Source organism: Amycolatopsis sp. NBC_01480, assembly GCF_036227205.1.
Classification (GTDB): Bacteria; Actinomycetota; Actinomycetes; order Mycobacteriales; family Pseudonocardiaceae; genus Amycolatopsis.
Genome location: NZ_CP109442.1, coordinates 2114150 through 2133754, shown reverse-complemented (window position 1 = coordinate 2133754; position 19605 = coordinate 2114150). Strand labels below are relative to the sequence as shown.

Annotated in this window: 22 protein-coding genes; 11 read left to right on the top strand and 11 right to left on the bottom strand. The window is 71.8% G+C overall.

Annotation, left to right across the window (positions count from 1 at the left end):
* Window positions 1-20 precede the first annotated feature (20 nt).
* The 3 genes from OG371_RS10010 (at window position 21) to OG371_RS10000 (ending at window position 3528) form a co-directional block, all read left to right on the top strand.
* Complete coding sequence (locus OG371_RS10010; protein ID WP_329067839.1) at window positions 21-857, top strand: DeoR/GlpR family DNA-binding transcription regulator; 837 nt, start codon at window positions 21-23, stop codon at window positions 855-857.
* Complete coding sequence (gene galT, locus OG371_RS10005) at window positions 854-1936, top strand: galactose-1-phosphate uridylyltransferase (RefSeq protein WP_329067837.1); 1083 nt, start codon at window positions 854-856, stop codon at window positions 1934-1936. Before OG371_RS10010 ends, galT begins: the two co-directional genes overlap by 4 nt.
* Before the next feature lie 83 nt (window positions 1937-2019).
* Complete coding sequence (locus tag OG371_RS10000; RefSeq protein WP_329067835.1) at window positions 2020-3528, top strand: S1C family serine protease; 1509 nt, start codon at window positions 2020-2022, stop codon at window positions 3526-3528.
* A gap of 209 nt (window positions 3529-3737) precedes the next feature.
* On the opposite strand, the gene OG371_RS09995 is transcribed toward OG371_RS10000, so the two are convergent.
* The 5 genes from OG371_RS09995 to OG371_RS09975 form a co-directional block, all read right to left on the bottom strand.
* The gene (locus tag OG371_RS09995; RefSeq protein WP_329067833.1) at window positions 3738-4217 is read right to left on the bottom strand and encodes a hypothetical protein; all 480 of its coding nucleotides are present in this window, start codon (window positions 4215-4217) and stop codon (window positions 3738-3740) included.
* Entirely contained in the window at window positions 4214-5368 is a 1155-nt protein-coding gene (locus OG371_RS09990; protein WP_329072978.1) for a molybdopterin-dependent oxidoreductase, read from the bottom strand. The genes OG371_RS09995 and OG371_RS09990 overlap by 4 nt, the downstream gene beginning before the upstream one ends.
* A gap of 638 nt (window positions 5369-6006) precedes the next feature.
* Entirely contained in the window at window positions 6007-6642 is a 636-nt protein-coding gene (locus tag OG371_RS09985; protein WP_329067832.1) for a class I SAM-dependent methyltransferase, read from the bottom strand.
* Complete coding sequence (locus OG371_RS09980; RefSeq protein WP_329067831.1) at window positions 6639-7319, bottom strand: TIGR04282 family arsenosugar biosynthesis glycosyltransferase; 681 nt, start codon at window positions 7317-7319, stop codon at window positions 6639-6641. Before OG371_RS09980 ends, OG371_RS09985 begins: the two co-directional genes overlap by 4 nt.
* Window positions 7316-7975, bottom strand: a complete 660-nt coding sequence (locus OG371_RS09975) for a glycosyltransferase family 2 protein (protein ID WP_329067829.1) — start codon at window positions 7973-7975, stop codon at window positions 7316-7318. The genes OG371_RS09980 and OG371_RS09975 overlap by 4 nt, the downstream gene beginning before the upstream one ends.
* Window positions 7976-8129: 154 nt before the next feature.
* Between OG371_RS09975 and OG371_RS09970 the strand changes: the two genes are divergently transcribed.
* The 3 genes from OG371_RS09970 to OG371_RS09960 are packed head-to-tail and all read left to right on the top strand — an operon-like array spanning window position 8130 to window position 11298.
* The gene (locus OG371_RS09970; protein WP_329067827.1) at window positions 8130-9542 is read left to right on the top strand and encodes a hypothetical protein; all 1413 of its coding nucleotides are present in this window, start codon (window positions 8130-8132) and stop codon (window positions 9540-9542) included.
* Between the two features lie 8 nt (window positions 9543-9550).
* A complete protein-coding gene (locus OG371_RS09965; RefSeq protein WP_329067825.1) occupies window positions 9551-10249 on the top strand; it encodes a response regulator transcription factor in 699 nt (232 codons plus the stop codon).
* Window positions 10249-11298 carry a sensor histidine kinase gene (locus OG371_RS09960; RefSeq protein WP_329067823.1) on the top strand — a complete coding sequence of 350 codons (1050 nt, stop codon included), beginning with the start codon at window positions 10249-10251 and terminating at the stop codon, window positions 11296-11298. Before OG371_RS09965 ends, OG371_RS09960 begins: the two co-directional genes overlap by 1 nt.
* A 73-nt stretch (window positions 11299-11371) precedes the next feature.
* Here the strand turns inward: OG371_RS09960 and OG371_RS09955 are convergent, their stop codons facing one another.
* Together OG371_RS09955 and OG371_RS09950 are read right to left on the bottom strand one after the other, a co-directional pair.
* Window positions 11372-12208: an MBL fold metallo-hydrolase gene (locus tag OG371_RS09955; protein ID WP_329067821.1), complete on the bottom strand. Its 837-nt coding sequence runs from the start codon at window positions 12206-12208 to the stop codon at window positions 11372-11374.
* Window positions 12209-12262: 54 nt separating this feature from the next.
* Window positions 12263-13324, bottom strand: a complete 1062-nt coding sequence (locus OG371_RS09950) for an NAD-dependent epimerase/dehydratase family protein (protein WP_329067819.1) — start codon at window positions 13322-13324, stop codon at window positions 12263-12265.
* Window positions 13325-13448: 124 nt separating this feature from the next.
* Between OG371_RS09950 and OG371_RS09945 the strand changes: the two genes are divergently transcribed.
* Window positions 13449-13949 (top strand): MogA/MoaB family molybdenum cofactor biosynthesis protein, encoded by a 501-nt coding sequence (locus OG371_RS09945; RefSeq protein WP_091617475.1) that lies wholly within the window; start codon window positions 13449-13451, stop codon window positions 13947-13949.
* A 48-nt stretch (window positions 13950-13997) separates the two neighbouring features.
* Window positions 13998-14168, top strand: a complete 171-nt coding sequence (locus OG371_RS09940) for a hypothetical protein (protein ID WP_329067815.1) — start codon at window positions 13998-14000, stop codon at window positions 14166-14168.
* A gap of 3 nt (window positions 14169-14171) precedes the next feature.
* Here OG371_RS09940 and mscL read toward each other — a convergent pair whose 3' ends face one another.
* The 4 genes from mscL to OG371_RS09920 form a co-directional block, all read right to left on the bottom strand.
* Complete coding sequence (mscL, locus tag OG371_RS09935) at window positions 14172-14582, bottom strand: large-conductance mechanosensitive channel protein MscL (RefSeq protein WP_329067813.1); 411 nt, start codon at window positions 14580-14582, stop codon at window positions 14172-14174.
* A gap of 77 nt (window positions 14583-14659) precedes the next feature.
* Window positions 14660-15313, bottom strand: a complete 654-nt coding sequence (locus OG371_RS09930) for an SAF domain-containing protein (RefSeq protein ID WP_329072976.1) — start codon at window positions 15311-15313, stop codon at window positions 14660-14662.
* A 131-nt stretch (window positions 15314-15444) separates the two neighbouring features.
* Window positions 15445-15792, bottom strand: a complete 348-nt coding sequence (locus OG371_RS09925; RefSeq protein WP_329067811.1) for an FmdB family zinc ribbon protein — start codon at window positions 15790-15792, stop codon at window positions 15445-15447.
* 221 nt (window positions 15793-16013) lie between these two features.
* On the bottom strand, window positions 16014-16640 hold the full coding sequence (locus OG371_RS09920; RefSeq protein WP_329067808.1) for a 5-formyltetrahydrofolate cyclo-ligase: 627 nt from the start codon (window positions 16638-16640) through the stop codon (window positions 16014-16016).
* 24 nt (window positions 16641-16664) lie between these two features.
* On the opposite strand from OG371_RS09920, the gene OG371_RS09915 reads away from it, so the two are divergent.
* From OG371_RS09915 to OG371_RS09905, 3 genes are read left to right on the top strand one after another with little or no spacing between them, the layout of a single operon-like run.
* Window positions 16665-17570, top strand: coding sequence for a UTP--glucose-1-phosphate uridylyltransferase (locus OG371_RS09915; RefSeq protein ID WP_329067806.1), 906 nt, complete (start codon window positions 16665-16667; stop codon window positions 17568-17570).
* On the top strand, window positions 17567-18856 hold the full coding sequence (gene glp / locus OG371_RS09910; RefSeq protein WP_329067803.1) for a molybdotransferase-like divisome protein Glp: 1290 nt from the start codon (window positions 17567-17569) through the stop codon (window positions 18854-18856). The genes OG371_RS09915 and glp overlap by 4 nt, the downstream gene beginning before the upstream one ends.
* A gap of 11 nt (window positions 18857-18867) precedes the next feature.
* The gene (locus OG371_RS09905) at window positions 18868-19527 is read left to right on the top strand and encodes a GNAT family N-acetyltransferase (RefSeq protein WP_329067801.1); all 660 of its coding nucleotides are present in this window, start codon (window positions 18868-18870) and stop codon (window positions 19525-19527) included.
* The last annotated feature ends 78 nt before the right edge of the window (window positions 19528-19605 follow it).

The window sequence follows — 19605 nt, the reverse complement described above, 5'->3', positions numbered from 1 at the left end:
TGTAGGATTTTGTGTAGTTGATGGTTTCGGTTGACGCCTTGTATTGGGGAGTGGCGGTGCTCGCGCGGCAGCGACAGGCGGTGATCCTCGAAGAGGCACGCCGGACCGGTGCGGTCCGGGTCAGTGACCTCGTGACGAGGCTGGGCGTGTCCGACATGACGGTGCGCCGCGACCTCGACGTGCTCGCCGGCCGCGGCCTCGTCGAGAAGGTCTACGGCGGCGCGACCTCGGTGGTCGGCAAGAGCACCGACGAGCCCGGCTTCGAGGCGAAGTCCGTGCGCCAGCGCGCGCAGAAGGAGGCCATCGCCACGGTCGCCGCCGGTTTGGTCAAGCCCGGCACCGCGATCGGCCTCTCGGCCGGCACCACCACGTGGACGCTCGCCCGCGCGCTCGACGCGATCCCGGGCCTCACCATCGTCACGAACTCGATCCAGGTCGCCGACGTACTGCGCGCGTCGACCCAGCCCGAGCGCACCGTGGTGCTCACCGGCGGCGTGCGGACGCCGTCCGACGCGCTGGTCGGCCCCGTCGCCGTGCACAGCCTGCGCTCGCTGCACCTCGACCTGGTCTTCCTCGGCGTGCACGGGATGGCCGAGGGCGCGGGCTTCACCACGCCGAACCTCACCGAGAGCGAGACCGACCGCGCGCTGGTCGAAGCCGGCCGCAAGCTCGTGGTGCTCGCCGACCACACCAAGTGGGGGACCGTCGGCATCTCGACCATCGCCGACCTGGACGAGGCGCACGTGGTGGTCACCGACGACGGCCTTTCCGACTCCGCGAGGGAGACCCTCGCCGAACGCGCAGGAGAAGTCATGATCGCCGAGACGGCGGAGAGTTTCGAGGCTGAAGAAGCGTGAAGCGCACCTTGCGACACCTGGCCGACGGCCGGGAGATCATCTACTTCGACCAGCCCGGCGCGCCCGAGCGCGTCGCCGAGGACACCCGGGACCTCCCGCCGGTGGCCGCCGCGTCGGAGATCCGCCTCGACCCGCTGACCCGCGAGTGGGTCGCGATGGCGGCGCACCGCCAGACCCGCACGTACAAGCCGCCCGCCGACCTCTGCCCGCTGTGCCCGACGCGGCCCGGCAAGCCGAGCGAGGTGCCCGAGGCCGACTACGACGTGGTCGTCTTCGAGAACCGCTTCCCCTCGTTCTCCCAGAACGTCTCCGGCGAGCCGTCCAGTGTGGACGGTCTGGGTCTGGTGCCGACGGCGCCCGGCCGCGGCCGCTGCGAGGTCGTCTGCTTCACCAGCAACCACGACGGCGCGTTCTCCCGGCTGAGCCCCGAGCAGGTGCGTCTGGTCGTCGACGCGTGGGCCGACCGCACCACGGCGCTGGGCGAGACCCCGGGCGTCGAGCAGGTCTTCCCGTTCGAGAACCGCGGGGAGGAGATCGGCGTGACGCTCTCCCACCCGCACGGCCAGATCTACGGCTACCCGTTCGTCACGCCGAAGACCGAGCGAATGCTGGACGTCGCGCGCGCGTACGCCCAGGAGCACGGCCGCCCGGTGATGGGCGACGTGCTGGCGGCGGAGCAGAAGTCCGGCGCCCGCGTGATCGCCGCCGGCGAGCACTGGACCGCGTTCGTGCCGCCCGCCGCGCGCTGGCCGGTGCACATCCAGATCGTGGCGCACCGGCAGGTGCCCGACATCCCTTCGCTGACCGCCGAGGAGCGCGACGACTTCTCGCGGGTGTACCTCGACGTGTTGCGCCGCTGCGACGCCCTGTACGACCGCCCGCTGCCCTACATCGCGGGCTGGCACCAGGCGCCGGTGCACCGCGACCGCGACCTGGGCTGGCTGCACCTGGAGCTGTTCTCCGTGCTGCGCTCGAAGGACAAGCTGAAGTACCTGGCCGGCTCGGAGTCGGGCATGGCCGTGTGGATCAACGACGCGACGCCGGAGCAGATCGCGGAACGGCTGCGCGCGGCGGGCTGAGCGGGCGCCGGGGTGGCAGACTCATCTCCGAAACACAGCTTCGGCTCAGGAACCTCTCAGGCCCACCCGCTTAGGTGAAGGACATGACCGAGAACGACCCCCACGCGCCGGACTCCGCGGCGGGTCGCCAGAACCCGGGTGCCCAGCCGGGCACCGAGGGCCAGGCGGCCTGGAGCCAGTCACCCGGTACCCCGCCCGCTTCGGGCGAACCGACCCCATACCAGGCTCCGGCCGAGCCGACCTACGCCGCGCCCACCGGTGGCGACGCGGTGTACGGCGCGCCGAGCCCGTGGTCGCCCCAAGGTGCGCAGGGGCCTCAGGTCCAACCGGGTCAGCCGGGTCAGCCCCAGGTCCCGCCGGGCCAGCCCCAGACCGGTCAGACGCAGGCCCAGCACAACCCGTACCCGCCGACCGGCGGCACGGCGCAGCCCACGAACCCGTACGCGGCTTCGGGCGCGCAGCCGAACACCTCGATCTACGCCGCGGCCCCGGCCCAGCCCAAGAAGTCCGGCCCCGGCCGGCTGCTGGCCGGTGTCGCCGCGATCGCGCTGGTGATCGGCGGCGTCGCGGGCGGCACCGTCGGCTACCTGACGGGTGGCTCCTCCGGTCCCACGGTGAACGCGCTCGACCAGCCGAAACCGGCCCAGCAGACCGGAAACGCGCCGGCCGGCTCGATCGAGTCGGTGGCGCAGAAGCTTTCGCCGAGCGTGGTCGAGCTGCAGGTCTCCGGCCGCACTGCCGCGGGTGAGGGCTCCGGTTTCATCCTCAGCACCGACGGCTACATCCTGACCAACAACCACGTGGTCGAGGTCGCCGCGAACGGCGGCCAGATCCAGGCCGTGTTCCAGGACGGCAAGAAGGCGGCCGCGCAGGTGGTGGGCCGCGACCCGACCACGGACATCGCCGTGGTGAAGGTCAGCGGGGTCAACGGGCTCACCCCGGTCGAGCTCGGCCGGTCCGACGACCTCAAGGTCGGCCAGCCGGTGGTGGCCATCGGCTCGCCGTTCGAGCTGGCCGGCACCGTCACGTCCGGCATCGTCAGCTCGCTGCACCGGCCGGTGCAGGCGGGCGGCGACCAAACCGACCAGACCACGGTGATGGACGCCGTCCAGACCGACGCGGCGATCAACCCGGGCAACTCCGGCGGCCCGCTGGCGAACATGAACGGCCAGGTCATCGGCATCAACTCGGCGATCTACAGCCCGCAGTCCGGGCAGGGCGGCCAGGGTGGTAGCCAGCAGGGCGGCAACGTCGGCATCGGCTTCGCCATCCCGATCGACCAGGCCCGCCGCACCGCCGACGACATCATCAAGACCGGCCACGCCACCCAGACCTACATCGGCGCCAAGGTGCAGGACGCGCAGAACGGCGGCGCCCAGCTGGGCGACATCACGCCCGGCAGCCCGGCCGAGAAGGCCGGCCTCAAGTCCGGCGACGTGGTCACCAAGATCGAGGGCCGCACCATCGACAGCGCCAACACGCTGATCGCGGCCATCCGCACCCGCGCCCCGGACGAGAAGGTGACCTTCACCCTCTCCGACGGCCGCACGGTGCCGGTGACCCTGGGCGGTCAGCCCGTGCCGTCCAACTAGAGCGCTCGGCCGCCAAGCCGCGGCCGAGACCAGCCAGGCTCGACCCCCTTGATCGGGGCCGGACCCTTGCAGGCCACGCGCGACCGGCTTTCGACGCCGGTCGCGCGTGGCCGTTTTTTCTGCCCGGGTGAAGCGTTTGACCAGTGGTTTCGCGCGGCTTGAAAGATTCGTGGGCATTTGACGTTTGGGGCTGGTGGGGTGTGGGCACCTCACGCCCCACGGAGGCCTTTCCGTACCGAGTCGGAGGCGGTACGGGAAGGCTTCCGGTTTTTCCTCCCGTTCCCGGCGATCGTGCGGACGATCCCGGCCAGCAGTACGAGGGCCCAGACCACCGCGAGCGTGACGAGCAGGCCCAGCCAGGTGTTCCCGTCGTGCAGACCGGGTTCCGGCGCCGTGCCGTAAGTCCGCCAGAGCAAGGGGAACGCGAGGATGCCGAGCACGGCGGTCAGCACCGTCCCGGCCATCACCGGGGCTTTCCACGGTATGGGCACGACGCGGCTGAGCAACAACCCGCCGACGCCGACCACGGGCGCGATCACGGCGTCGTGGAACACCGGCGCCCCGACGAGCCAGACGAGCGTCTTGACGACGTCCGGCCGCACCGGCAGCGCGTAGTCCAGGAACAACGACACCCCGAAGCCCAGCGCGGCGAGTCCGCCCAGCGCGAGCAGGATCCGGATCGCTTTCACAGCACCTCCAGCTTCGAGACCCATTTGGTCTGCAGCACCCCGGGCCGGCTGGGGGCGATGATCCGACACGGGAACCCGTGGTCGATGTCGAGCACCTCGCCGTTCAGCTCCAGGGCGAGCAGCGTGTCGTTGTCGCTGGTGTGCTCGCCGGGCAGCATGGTGACGCCGTAGATCCCGCCTTTCTCCAATGAGGACACCCGCAGGTCCACCCCCGGCCGGCTGCCCGCGGCCCGCAGCAGCGACGGCACGGTGATACCCCGCCACACCGCGGACTGGCTCCACCCTTCAACACAGGCGATCGGCAGCTCGACGGTCGTCTGCGGCAGCGCACGCAACTCGTCGAGGGAGAACTGGGTGGTCCGCGCGGTCGTGACGACGGACAGCCGCCACGCCGCGTCCCGAGCGGTTTGCATGACACCGGCCGCGACGGCGGTGCGGTTCACCGGGAGGCCCTGCGTGCCCTTGCCGGTCTTCCAGGAGAGGCCGGAGACGTTGCGCAGCAACGGAACGGTGGCGCCCGCGGTCGCGACCACGGCCACCCCGGTGGCGATCCAGGTGGTGCGCAGGAAATCGCGGCGGGACAGACCGTCCTGGCGGGCCGGTCGATTGGCAGCTGCTGCGCGGGTTCCGGATTCCGAGTGGGCCGCGAGTTCCGGGAGGCTGTCGGTTTCAGGGAGGTCGGCGGCTGGACGAGCTGTGGTTTCCGGGTCGGCTACGGATTCCCGAGTCAGCGCCCGCCGCACGACCGGCAGCTTCACCGCGATGTGCACCAGGATCGACCCGATCGCCAGCCACGCCACCGCGTAGTGCACCTGGGGGAAGTAGAAGCCCCATGGGTAGTTCTGCGCGACGTTCAGCAGCCCCGTGCTCAGCTCGAAAAACGCGGACCCGGACAACACCAGGATCGAGAGCCGCTCCAGCGCATGCGGCAACGACCGCACGACGGGCCGCCCGAACAGTTTCGGGAACACGCTCCACAATTTCGCCAGCAGCAACGGAATCGACGCGATGCCCGAGATCACGTGCGCGCCCTGCGTCACCCGGTACAGCCAAATCGGCCGGCTGGGCCAGAAGAACCACCCCGGCGGATGCTGGATGAGATGACTGAGCAGTCCGGTAATGAAACAGATGGAGAACGTGACGGCCAGCATCACCCCGATCCGCGCCGTTACCCCCTCACTGTGCGCTGCGGCCTTGAACTGCTTCTCCTCGGGAATCGGCAGCTTCTCGATCCGCTCATCCAACCGCGCCCGAACTCCGGCAATCCGGTCGCGCACCCGTGGCTTGTCCACCACCGCGACCGACGCGGGGGCACCGCTCGATTCCGTTGCTGCGCCTGGTCCTGCTGGGACAACTGGCCTCGTCGTGCCCCCCGGCGCCGTCGCGACGGTCGGTTCTGCCGCGGCGACTGGCTCCGCCGAGTCGGTTGCTCCCGGCGCGGCATCCGGCTCTGGGGCCAGTTCCGACTCCGGCATGGAATCTGGCCTAGCGCCTGACTCGGCTGCAGACGCAGCCGACTCGGCCGGGGCAGTCGATTCCGTTGTGGCGGCGGACTCTGGTGCGGCAATCGAGTCCTCTGTGGGCTTCGACCCCAGCGCGGCAGCCGATTCAGCGGTGGTCTCGGTTTCCGGCTCTGCAGCCGTTTCTGTTGGACTATCCGGCGCCGGTGCGGCGCTCTCCGGTGCGGCGGCAGCAGAGGCTGCGGCGGTGTCGGCCACAGGTGGCTGGGCATCGTCCGGCGAAGCCGCCGAGCCCGGCGCGGGTGGTTCAGGGGTGGGGTCTTTGTGGTTCACGACCGCTCCAGCCTGGCGAACCAGCGGTGGCCGCGGCTCGTCGTCCAGGTTACGTGGAAGCCGGCTCGGGCGGCGACCTCCGCGATGGCGTCGGCGCCTACCCAGGCCCAGGTGAACCAGGTTCCGGCGGGGTTCGGGTGGAGCCGGACGTGGTCGTGCCGCAGGCCGTGGCCGGGCGGGTCCAGTTCGACCAGGGCGTCGCCGCCGGGGGCCAGCAGGGCGGCGATCCGGCGTAGCAGCGCGACGGGATCACCGCCGATGCCGATGTTGCCGTCCGCCAACAGCGCGTGGTGCCAGCGACCTTCGCCGGGCAAGCGGTCGAAGACGTTGCGCAGCAACGCAACGCCGCCGCGCTGGTGCGTCAGCCGGACGGCCGTCGGGGAGCTGTCCACGCCCAGTGCCGCGACGCCGCGTTCAGCCAGGGCCGTGGTGAGCCGGCCCGGGCCGCAGCCGATGTCGAGCGTCGGTCCGGCGCACGCGTCGAGCAGTACGGCGTCGCCCTGTCCGCAGCCGTCCGTCCAGCGCTCGACCGGCAGCTCGATGCGGTCGCCGTTCCTCAGCTCCAGCCAGCAGTGCGTGCCGAGCAGTCCCTGGTCGAACTCCCGGCCGAGCGGTGCCAATTGCGCGGTCATCGGACGGTCACCGCCACAGCCCCGACTGCCCGGGCGAACCGGCCGTCCGGCCGCGTCGCCGCGACCCGCTCGGCGTCGGCCATGGTGTCCACATCGGACAGTACGGTCAGCGCTCCCGGCCCTAAGCCTGCGGAAGTCAGCGCGCGGCGCGTCAGCTCACCGGTGTTGTCCTTCGACATCGGCACCTGCGCCAGCACCTCCGCGTGACGGGGATCCCGGAGCCCCAGCGCCCACCAGCCCCCGTCCTCGGCCCCGCCGAGCACAGCGTCATGCCCACCATTCAGCACGGGTTCGATGGCCGCCGCCAGCAGGTCCGGCGTCACCTGCGGGGTGTCCATGCCGATCTGCAGCACGGGCAGGCCGGCGTGCACCGCGGCCGTGTCCGCATGCGCGTTCGCCAGCCGGGCGCCGAAGTCCCAGCCGCGCTGGGCGATCACGGTCGCCCCGCGCAGTGCCTTGCCGATCTCCGTGCCGCGGATGGCCGCGCCGAGTTCGCCGGTCATCGCGACCACCGGGACCGCGCCGCGAGTGGCGGACACGGCGTCCAGCGTGTCGAGCAACGCCGCCGCCGCGATCTCCGCGGCCTGCTCCGGCGTGGCGGGCGGGCACAGGCGCGTCTTCGCGAATCCCGGGACCGGCGCCTTCGCCACCACGAGCAGGCAGAACCGGGCGCTCATCGGGCCAGCACCTTTCCGAAGTCGCGGATCGCGCGCAGCGTGCCCCGCAGCGAACCCGACACCTTCGATTTGGTGCCCTTCGCCCGTTCGCCGTACCTGACCTCGAATTCCCGCACCTGCCAGCCCGCCCGCTGCGCCTTGATCAGCAGCTCGAGCGGATAACCGAAAGCGCGGTCGGTGACGTCGAGATCGAGCAGCGCCCGGCGTCGCACGGCGCGCAGCGGCGCGATGTCGCGCACCGGCAGCCCACGGCTGCGCAGCAACAGCGACAGCACCGCGTTCCCCGCTCTCGCATGCCACGGCCAGACACCGCGGTGCGTCGGCACCCGGCGGCCCACGGCCAGATCGGCACCCTCGCGGACCGCGGCCACCAGCCGGGGCAGGTCGGCCAGGTCGAGCGAGCCGTCGGCATCGGCGAAGCAGACGATGTCGGCGGTGGCGGCTTCGAGGCCGGTGTGCACGGCGGCGCCGTAACCGCGCCGCGGCTCGTTGACGACCTTCGCACCGAGATCGGCGGCCACCTCGGGGGAGCCGTCGCCCGAGCCGTTGTCGACCACGATCGCGCGGTATCCGGGCGGCAACGCGGCCAGCACACCCGGCAGGGCGCCCGCCTCGTCGAGACAGGGGAGTACGACGTCTACCTGAAGATCGGTCACACGGCGTACCGTAAGTCCGTAGTGGATGGTCCAGAAGCCTTACGCTGCTTACGGATTCCTGACACCAACCCACCGGGTGACAAGTTCTTACCGAGTTCTCACGGCTCGCCGCCAGGCTCCGCGCGCCGGGCCTCGTGGCGTTACCCTGCGGACGATGAGCGAGTCGACTCCTGCCGCTCGGCTCGCTGAGCCGCCCGCGCCCGAACCCCCCGCCCGCACCCGCCGCGGCCTGCGCCCCGACCTGGTCGCGGTCGGCTCGGCCGTGGTGCTCGTCGCCGCCGCCGCGGCGGTCGGCTTGTACTACAACCGCCCGAACTCCGGTGTGGTGATCTACGCGTCGACCCCGCCGCTGTTCGCCCTCTGGCTGCCGCACGTCGGCCCGGGCTCGGTGTTCGCCGTGCTGATCGCCGCCGCGACTGTGCTCTGGGGCCCGACCGTGGTGACGCGCCTGTCCTGGCGCCGCGCCCTGGTCGCCGGGTACGCGACGGCGCTCGCCTGGATCTTCGCCCTCGCGATGGTCGACGGCTGGTCCCGCGGCTTCACTGACCGCCTCACCACGCCGCAGGAGTACCTGCACGAGGTCCCCGGCATCACCGACATCCCGCGGTTCCTGCGCGAGTTCTCCTCCCGGATCCTCGACTTCCAGCCGAACTCCTGGACCACCCACGTGTCCGGGCACCCGCCGGGCGCCACCCTCGTGTTCGTCTGGCTCGACCGCCTCGGGCTGCACGGCGGCGCGTGGGCGGCGACGGCCGTCGTGCTGATCGGCGCACTGACCGCGGTCGCGGTGCCGGCCACGGTCGCGCTGCTGGGACGGCCGGACGCCGCGCGTGTGGTGCTGCCGTTCGCCGTCCTCTTCCCCGGCGCGGTGTGGATCGGCGTCTCCGGCGACGGGATGTTCGCGGGTGTCACAGCCACCGGGATCGCTCTGCTCGCCTTGTCCGCCAAGGCTTTCGAGCACCGTCGCGGCTACGCGCTGCCGGTCGGTCTCGGCGCCGGGGTGCTGCTCGGCTTCGGCATCTTCCTGTCCTACGGCCTGGTGCTGCTGGGCCTGATCGCGCTCGCCGTCGCGATCCTCGGCCGGCAGTGGCGAGCGGCCGCGCTGGCCATCGTCGGGGCCCTCGCCGTGGTCGCCGTCTTCGCGCTGGCCGGCTTCTGGTGGCTGGACGGTTACCACCTCGTGGTCGAGCGCTACTACCAGGGCGTCGCGCTGGTCCGCCCGTACTCGTACTGGGTGTGGGCCGACCTCGCCGCCGTCGCCGTCGCTGCCGGGCCCGCCGTGATCGCCGCCGCCCGCCGCGGCGTGACCAGCGCGTTCCTCACCAAGCCCCGTCGCGACCTGCTGCGTGATCCCCTGCTGCTGATCGGCGTCGCGGCGGTGCTCACCATCCTGTTCGCGGACCTCTCCGGCCTGTCCAAAGCCGAGACCGAGCGGATCTGGCTACCGTTCGCGGTGTGGCTGCTGCCGATGACCGCGTTGCTGCCCGTCCGGGGCCGCCGCTGGTGGCTCGCCGCGCAGGCCGTGACCGCGCTCGCGGTGAACCACTTCCTGCTGACGAATTGGTGAGGTGAGGCATGGAAGACCAGGCCGGCCGCGTGCTCGTGGTCGATGACGACGAGACGGTGCGCGACGTCGTGCGCCGTTACCTCGAGGTCGCCGGCTTCACCGTCGACGTGGCCGGCGACGGCGCCGCGGGCCTGGCGCTGTTCGCCCGGCGCGAGCCCGACCTCGTGGTGCTCGACGTGATGATGCCGGGCATCAACGGCCTCGAGGTGTGCCGCCGGCTGCGGCAGGTCAGCCAGGTGCCGATCGTGATGCTGACCGCACTGGGCGAGGAGGAGAACCGGATCGCCGGGCTCCAGCTCGGTGCCGACGACTACGTCACGAAACCCTTCAGCCCCAAGGAACTCGCGCTGCGCGTCGCGTCGGTGCTGCGCCGCGCCCGGATGCCGCGGCCCACACCGCCCGCGGCGGAACTGGTGGACGGCGACCTGCGCCTGCAGATGAACGCCCGCCAGGCGACGCTCGCCGGCGCCGAACTCCCGCTCACCACCCGGGAGTTCGACCTGCTCGCGTTTTTCCTCGCCCACCCGGGAGTCGCGTACTCCCGCGCTGACCTGCTGGAGAAGGTGTGGGGCTGGGACTTCGGCGACCAGTCCACGGTGACCGTCCACGTGCGACGGTTGCGCGAGAAGATCGAACGCGACCCGGCCAAGCCGGTCCGGGTCGCGACCGTGTGGGGCGTCGGCTACCGCTATGACCGGGGTCAGTGATGATCGAACCCAGTGAGTCGTTCCGGGACATGCTCACGCACGTCCTGCACATCCTCCCGTTCGCGCTGCTGTTCGCGCTTCCCGTCGCGGCGCTCGGCGGGCTGGGGCTCTACCTGCTGCGCCGGCGCTCGCTCGCCAGCACCATGACGCTGCTCGTGCTGACCCCGGTGGTCACCACGCTCGCCGGGGTGCTCGGCATCAGCGGGTTCATGTTCACCCCGGCCCTGACGACGATGCTGCTCGTCTGCCTGCTGGTCGCCGTGGTCACCGTGCCAGCGGCGATCATCCTCGGCCGCGCGATCGCTCGGCGCAGCGTCTGGGAGCGCGAGGCCCGCGAACGCGAGCGCGCGGCCGAGCAGTCGCGGCGCGAGCTGGTCGCCTGGATCAGCCACGACCTGCGCAGCCCGCTCGCCGGGATCCAGGCCATGGCCGAGGCCCTCGCCGACGGCGTGGTCAGCGAACGCAGCGAGGTCGCGGACTACGCGCAGCGCATCAGCGGTGAGAGCACCCGGCTCTCGGGCATGGTCGGCGACCTGTTCGAGCTGTCCCGCATCACCGCGGGCGCGTTGCGGCTGACCATGTCGGCCGTGCCGCTGCGGGACGTGGTGAGCGACGCCGTCGCCGCGCAGGCGCCGGTGGCCGAGCGCAAGCGAGTGCGAGTGCTGGAGAACGGCGAGGCCTGGCCCGTGGTGTCCGGCAGCGACCCGGAACTCGCGCGGATCGTCCGCAACCTCGTCTCCAACGCCATCCGCCACACCCCGCCCGACGGCACGGTCGCCGTCCAGATCGACATCGACGGGGACCAGGCCCTGCTCGCCGTGGACGACTCCTGCGGCGGCATCCCGGACGACGAGATCGGCCGGGTCTTCGACGTCGCCTTCCGCGGCACCCAGGCCCGCACTCCCGAACGCAGCGGCACCACCGCCGGCGGCGGGCTCGGACTGGCGATCGCGAAGGGGCTCGTGGAGGCCCACCGCGGCCACATCGGGGTGCACAACCACGGCCCCGGCTGCCGGTTCGAGGTCCGGCTGCCGCTGGCCGTGTCCTGAACCTGTCCACTGAGGACGGTCCTTCGGCGGCCCCCGACCGGTCGCCGACGAACCGTCCTCAGCCGAACCGCCCTCAGCCGGCGGAGACCGCGGACACCGGCTCGGCCACCCGGTCCGCGCTCACCCGGAAGAACCGCATGCCCGGGAAATGCGCCGGCGCGATGACCGTTTCGGTGCCCTCGACCTCGCGAAGCCACCGCTGGCGCGTGAAATGGGCGAGCGACGGGTCAGTGTCGGTGCTGGAGCTGATGCCGGAATCGGCCAGCTGGGCCGGGGTGTGCAGGACGTCGCCCAGCAGCACCGCGCGGCGCCCTTCGGAAACGATGTCCAGCACGTAGTGGCCCGGCGTGTGCCCGGGAGCGTGGCGGGCGGTGAGGCCCGGCGCGATCTCCACATCGCCGCGCAAGGGGCGCAGCTTTCCGGTGGCGCGCACGGCTTCCAGGCCGATTCGCGTCCAGTCGTGCCGTCCCGCCGTCTCGACCAGCTCGGCCCAGTCGGCCTCGCCGTAGAGCACCTCGGCGTTCGGGAAGTACGGCACCCCGTGCGGCGCGATCCAGCCGACGTGGTCGGGGTGCAGGTGCGTCAGCAGCAGGGTGTCGACGTCCGCGGGTCTGACCCCGGCCTCGCTCAGTGCCAGCGGCAGCCCGCCGCCCGCGCCCATGTCGCCGTCGTCGGGCTGAACCCCTTCGGCGAAGCCGATTTCCCGCGGGCCGAGCCCGGCGTCGACCAGGATCGTCCGCCCGCCGCCGCGGACCAGGTACGCGCCCGTGGGCACGTGGACCGTGCCGTCCGGCGCCACGACCTCGGGGTGCCGCCCGACGTCGAGTCCCGGAAAGAAAGTCGTCGGCAGCCGGATCCGGCCGTCGGCCAGCGCATGGATCTCGATGTTCCCCATCTCGATGGACCGCATGCCCAGCACCAAGACCCGCGTGCCCCGTTTTGATTCCGGGAAGTGACCTTCGTCTCAACCGCCGACGGGTGCGCGCAGCTCCGCGGTCGCGAAGGCGGTTATGCCTTTCTCGAACGAGGTTTCGGCCGTGAAGCCCAGCAGTTCGCGCGCCCGGGCCGGGTCGGCGACCACGTGCCGGACGTCCGCCGGCCGCGCGCCGCCGGCGATCCGGGGTGCCGGGCCGGCACAGGCGCGGGCCAGTTCCTCCGCCAGCTCGCCGACGGTGTGCGGCTGTCCGGAACAGACATTCAACGGCGTGATTTCGCCTTCCGCGCCTTCGGTGCGCAGCGCGAGCACATTCGCCCGGGCGACGTCGTGGACGTGCACGAAGTCCCGCTGCTGCCGGCCATCCTCGAGCACTGTCGGCGCTTCACCGCGAACGAGCGACGAGCGGAACAGCGAAGCCACCCCGGCGTACGGCGTGTTCTGCGGCATCCGCGGGCCGTAGACGTTGTGGTAGCGCATCGCCCAGACCGTGCCGCCGGTCTGGCGCGCCCACGCGCCCGCGAGGTGCTCCTGTGCCAGTTTCGTTGCCGCGTAAGTACTCCTGGGCATCAGCGGTGCGTCCTCCGGCACGAGTCGCCACTCGAGTTCCGCGCCGCACTCCCCGCACGCCGGCTCGAACCGGCCGGCGTCCACATCGGACTGACGACGCGGTGACGGCGGCACGATCCCGTGTTCCGGGCACTCGTACCGGCCCTCGCCGTAGACCACCATCGACGACGCGAGCACGAGCTTGCGCACCCCGGCCGCGTGCATGCCGGCCAGCAGCACCGCGGTGCCGTAGTCGTTGTTCAGCGCGTACGACGGCGCGTCGGACGGGTCGATGCCGTGCCCGACCACCGCGGCCTGGTGGCAGACCGCGTCGACCCCGTCGAGGAGTTCGGCCACCAGTTCCGGGTCCGTGACGTCACCGCGCAGGAACCGGTGCCGCCCGGTGTAGCCGGGTGGCACGGTGGAGCCGTGGGCGGTGGGCAGCAGGCTGTCCAGCACCACGACCTCGTCGCCCGAATCGGCCAGCTGGTCGGCGATGTGGGAGCCGATGAACCCGGCCCCGCCGGTGATCAGTACGCGCACCTGACCGACGCTAGGGCGAACCACCGGCCGCGCGCGCGGCCGAACCGGACCACGTCACCGAATCGTCAGAAATGACCAGGCCCCGCGGCGGCGGAGAGGTGCCTTCACCGGATACGGTGTCGGCATGGAACGGAGCGCACAGCGGCTGGGCCGAGCCCTCGTGGTGATCGTGGACGACCGGGTCGCCCACGGGGAGCACGAGGACAACACCGGACCGCTCGTCACGGAGCTGCTCGAAGAGGCCGGCTTCATCGTCGACGGCGTGGTGGTGGTCGAGGCCGAGACCGCCGGCATCCGCAACGCGCTCAACACGGCCGTGATCGGCGGCGCCGACCTGGTGATCACTGTCGGTGGCACCGGGGTGTCGCCGCGCGACCGCACCCCCGACGCCACTTCCGGCGTGCTCGACCGGCCGATCCCGGGCATCGGCGAGGCGCTGCGCGCGTCCGGCCTCGCCGCGGGCGCGGTCGACGCCGGGATCTCCCGCGGCCTGGCCGGCGTGTCCGGCAGCACCCTCGTGGTCAACCTGGCCGGTTCGCGCGCCGCGGTGCGCGACGGCATGGCCACGCTCTCCTCGCTCGTGCCGCACGTGATCGACGAGCTCTCCGGCCTCGAAGAGGTCTAGAGCCGCATCTCTCTGCAGTTGTCAAACAGCGGGTGGGACGATGGATCCATGCCGCAGGACGAACGACGGGACGCCCAGGCCGCCCGCCGCCGGGTCGACGAGATCTTCGGCGACGTGCTGCCCGAGACGACCTCCGACGAGCGGGACGAGGGAGGCCAGGACCGGGCGACCCCGGACTCCTGGTACCTCGAGAACCGGCCGCCGCATCACGACCGGTGACACTCAGCTGCCGTTCTTGCCGGTGGCCTGCGCCCGCAGCAGATCGCGGATCTCCGTCAGCAGCTCCACATCGGTCGGCTCGGCCGGGCCGGGCTCCTGGCCACGCTTGCGCCGCTCCTGCAGGTGCTTGACCGGCAGCACGATCAGGAAGTAGACGACCGCCGCCACGATCACGAAGTTGATCGCCGCGTTGATCACGCTGCCGAAGTCCATGAACGTGGACGGGTTCGCGCCGAGGATCTTGAAGCCGAGGCCCTGCGCGGCGTCGCTGCCGCCGATGGCGTTGATCAGCGGTTTGATCAAGCCGGTGGTGAACGCCGTGACGATCGAGGTGAAGGCGGCGCCGATGACCACCGCGACCGCGAGGTCGACGACGTTGCCGCGCATCAGGAAGTCCTTGAAGCCTTTCAGCACTGCCACTCCTCAAGCTGGGGCGGGGTCCGGCCGCTCACTTCGGTGGGGACGGCGTCGCCCGCTGGAACCGGAACGGGTTAGCGGAGAGTAACCGTAACGGGTCGCTCCAGCGAAGTGGCAGCCACCTGTGTCGCCACGCTCACGGGGAGTGAGAGCAGGACCAGCGGGCCTTTGTCGGACGGCCCCAGCATCCGGCCGCCGCCGGTCTCCGGACGGCTGACGGTGACCACGCTCACGTCCTCGGCCAGCACGGACGCCGGATGCAGAGCGTCCGGTGCCGCCACGACGTCGACGTGCTGGCCGGGCCGGAGCAGGTCCGCGACGCCCGCGTCGGCGAGCCGCACGGGCACGGCCGCCCGGCCGGACTCACCCGCCCCGGGGATGCCGAGCACTCGTGCGTCGGTGAGGGGTTCCCCGGCTCGCGCGGCACCGGACAGCAGCCGGCCGGCGGCCTCGTCGATCCGGCCGAGCGCTCCGGCGGGCCGGACTCCGTCGGGCAGGTCGGCGAGCCGGAGGTCGGCGGCGCGCAAGGTGGCGCCCGCGGGCAGATCGCGGGCGGAGACGACCGTGGCGGTGCCGGGCGCACCACGGGCCGAGGCGGGGTGGATCAACAGGAGCAGGCCGGCCAGCAGCAGGGCCGCGGCGAGCCAGCGGCGGACGAGCCGGGCGCGGCGGCCGCGCAGCCGGCTCAGATCGGGCAGCGCGGGAAGGCGGCTGAGCAAGGTGTCCACGGTCGTCCCCTCGTCGGTTCCTCGTGCGGCGAGGTGCCGCACGAAACCGACGTTAGGGACGCTGGGCGGGGCGCCGTAAGAGGCGGATCCGCGATCTGTGGACAACTACCCCCGTGTGGACAAACCAGGGGTCAGGAAGCGGCAGCAGCCGTTTTTGTCGTACCCGAGGAGGACGATGAGGAGGAGCTACCGCTGTCCGAAGACGACTTGGCCGGCGCCTTGGACTCGGACTTCGATTCGGACTTGGTCTCCGACTTGCCCTCGCTCTTCGCCGGCGTGGCCGAGGTGCTCGACTTGGCGGCTTCACGGGAGTCGGTGCGGTAGAAGCCGCTGCCCTTGAAGACCACGCCCACCGAGCTGAAGACCTTGCGCAGCGGGCCGGAGCACTGGGGGCAGACCGTCAGGCTCGCATCGGAAAAGGACTGCACTGCCTCGAACCGGTGGTCGCATTCCTTGCAGGCGTACTGATACGTGGGCACTGGTGCTCCTCCATGCGCTGGCACTCGTCCGACGAGAGTGCTAGTAATCAACGGTACCGGCGTATTCCCGCGCTGGTCAAACGTGGTATCGCGGTCGTGGGCCGACCGTCCGCGCGGGGTGTCGCTCCGTGCCTGTTCCGCGCCCGGACGGCCCGGGTGGCGCAGCGAGGATGTGACGAAGGTAACGCCGTGGGCCGCCGTGAGGCGTTCCCGGCTCCATTTTAAAGGTCTGGACCTGGCTCGACGCTGTCCGGCGCCTCACACCGGGGCAGCCGGATCAGGCCGGCCGGGGTCAGCGCCCCGTGCATTGGCACGTCGTGCGGCTGGCCGGGGAGGTATTCCACCAGCTCAGCGGCCCGGACGACGGCCAGCAAAGATGCGCTCGGGGCCGCGAAGACCAGCGAACGGTCGTAGTAGCCGGCGCCGCGGCCCAGACGGACGCCTCGGCGGTCCACGCCGAGCGCGGGCACGAGGGTGAGTTCCGCCGCTCCGACCGCCTCGACGCCGAGCCTGGCTCCGGAAGGTTCACGGACGCCGCGAAGCCGCCCTGGGACCAGCTCGCCGGCACCCGTGTAGACCGCCCAATCGAGGGGGCCTGGAACGTCGGGGATCACCGGCAGCAGCACCCGGGAACCGGCGCTGACCAGGGAATCCAGCAGTGAGACGGTGCCTGGCTCGGTGCCGAAGGGCAGGTACGCGCAGACGGTCGGCGTGGCCACCGACGCGGCCGCTTCGGCCAGTGCGGCCGCCTCCTCGGCATGCTCCGAATGGCTCAGCGAGGCGCGCGCCCGCAGAATCCGCTTGCGCCACTCCGCCTTGCTCAGGTGCTCATTGCCCGGCGCCCGCATGCGACCAGGTTAGGCTTTGCGCCCATGACGGGCGCCGCATCCACCCAGACGTTCAGAACCGCCATCGTGCCTGCCGCCGGACTCGGCACGCGATTCCTGCCGACGACCAAGGCCGTGCCGAAAGAGCTGCTGCCCGTGGTCGACACACCGGGGATCGAGCTCGTCGCTTCGGAGGCCGCCGCGGCCGGGGCGAAACGGCTGGTGATCGTCACCTCGCCGGGCAAGGAAGCCGTGGTCCGGTACTTCGAGCCGCAGCCCGAGCTGGAGAAGACGCTCGAGGACAAGGGCAAGACCGAGCTGCTGGAGAAGGTCCGCCGCGCCACGGAGCTGCTCGACGTCGAGGTGGCCATCCAGGAGCAGGCGCTGGGGCTGGGCCACGCCGTCGCGCAGGCCGAGGCGAACCTGACGGACGAGGACACCGCCGTCGCCGTGCTGCTGCCGGACGACCTGGTGCTGCCCGTCGGGGTGCTGGACCGCATGTCCGCCGTGCGCGCGAAGCACGGCGGCAGCGTGCTCTGCGCGTTCGACATCCCCAAGGAGCAGATCTCGCCGTACGGCGTCTTCGACGTCTCCGACACCGACGATCCCGACGTCAAGCAGGTGCACGGGATGGTCGAGAAGCCGAAGCCGGAGGACGCGCCTTCGACGTACGCCGCGGCCGGCCGCTACCTGCTGGACCGGGCGATCTTCGACGCGATCCGGCGGATCGAGCCGGGTGCCGGCGGCGAGCTGCAGCTGACCGACGCCGTGGCCCTGCTGATCAACGAGGGACACCCCGTGCACATCGTGGTGCACCGCGGCGGGCGACACGACCTGGGGAATCCGGGTGGTTTCCTGCGCGCCGCCGTCGATTTCGCGCTGGAAACCCCCGACTACGGGCCATCGTTACGGGCGTGGCTGACCGAACGGATCGGGACCGAACGCCCATGACGGACTCCCTCGACGCTGCCCAGGCCGACGCGAGCGCCGAGCCGGCCGAGCCGTCGGCGGAGTTTCGCTCCGTCGACGCGCAGATCGCGCTGACGCTGGACGCGGCGGTGCGCCCGCGTCCGGTGCGCGTGGCGATCTCCGAGGCGCAGGGCCTGCTCTGCGCGGAAGAGGTCGTCGCGGAACACGCGCTGCCCGGGTTCGACCAGGCCGCGGTGGACGGCTACGCGGTCCGCAGCGTCGACGTCCGCACGGCCGGGGACGAGCCGGTGCAGCTGCCCGTGGTCGGGGAGATCCCGGCCGGCTCGCGGCAGCCGCGGCGGCTCCAGCCCGGCCAGGCGGTGCGCGTCGACACCGGCGCGCCGCTGCCCACGCTCGCCGACGCCGTCGTGCCGACCGCTTACACCGACGGCCACCAGGCCAAGGTCAGCGTGCACCGTTCCGTGCCCTCGGCGGGTTACGTGCGCCGCGCGGGCGAGGACGTGCAGATCGGCGACGTCGCCGTGCGCAAGGGCGACACGATCGGCTCCGCGCAGGTCGGCCTGCTCGCCGCGGTCGGCCGGGCGAAGGTGCTGGTCTACCCGCGGCCGCGGGTGTCGATCGTGTCCGTGGGCGACGAGCTGGTGGACATCGACCGCACGCCGTCGGTCGGCCAGGTCTACGACGTCAACTCGTACGCGCTCTCCGCGGCCGCTCGCGACGCGGGCGCCGAGGTGAGCCGCGTCGGCATCGTGTCGAGCGACCCGAAGCGGCTGCGCGAGATCGTCGAAGGCCGGCTGCTGATGTCGGAGATCGTGGTGGTCGCGGGCGGCGCCGGCGGCATGAGCGGGGACGAGGTGCACGGCGCGCTGTCTGAGCTCGGCCGCATCGACATGACACGCGTCGGCATGCACCCGGGCTCGGTGCAGGGCTTCGGCCGGCTCGGGCCGGACTCCGTGCCGACGTTCCTCATCCCGGGCAACCCGATGAGCGCGCTGGTGGTGTTCGAGGTGCTCGTGCGGCCGCTGATCCGCGCCGCGCGCGGCACCCGCAACCCGCACCGGCGGATCGTCGGCGCGCGCCTGCTTTCACCGATCACGTCGACCAAGGGCCGACGCGGCTACCTTCGCGGGCAGCTCCTGCGCGACGAGGCCAACGGTGAGTACCTGGTGCAGCCGCTCGGCACGTCCGGGGCGCACCTGCTGGCGTCGCTCGCGGAGGCGAACTGCCTGATCAACGTCGACGAGGACCTCACCGAGGTCGCGGCGGGCGAGCAGGTCAAGGTCACCTTCCTCGCGCAGCGGGCGTAGCGGGCTCATCGGTGGCTGCCGTGACCTACCCGGTGGAGAGCCGGCATCCCGGCTGGCCGGGCAAGCCCGGACGGCTCCGGGTGCCGGCCGGGATCGTCGAGGTGCGCCCGGTGCGCCTGCGCGACGCGGGCGAGTGGAGCCGCATCCGGCTGCGCGACCGCGCGCACCTGGAGCAATGGGAGCCGACGGGCATCGGGCCGTGGCCGGACCGCAACGCGTTCTGGTCGTGGCCCTCGCAGTGGGCGGCGCTCCGGGGGCTCGCGCGGCGCGGCCAGTGCCTGCCGTTCACGATCACGGTCGATGGAAGGTTCGCCGGCCAGATCACGGTGGGTAACGTCATCCGCGCGTCGCTGCGCTCGGCCTGGATCGGGTATTGGGTGTCGTCCGAGATCGTGCGCGGCGGAGTGGCCACGGCGGCCGTCGCGCTCGTGACGGATCACGCCTTCGAAGCCGCCGGGCTGCACCGTCTCGAGGCCACCGTGCGACCCGAGAACAACCCCAGCTTGCGCGTGCTGATCAAGGCCGGCTACCGGCAGGAGGGCCTGTTCGAGCGGTACCTCGACGTCGCCGGCGCGTGGCGCGACCACCTCTGCTTCGCCGTGACGAAAGAGGAGACCGGCGACGGCCTCGTGTCCCGGCTCGTGTCGACGGGCCGCGCCGGCTACGCCTGACCGTCACCCTTCGTGGTGACTACGGGTCGGGGCCTGATCACGCGTTACCACATACTGTGAGATTCACCTAATCCGGTG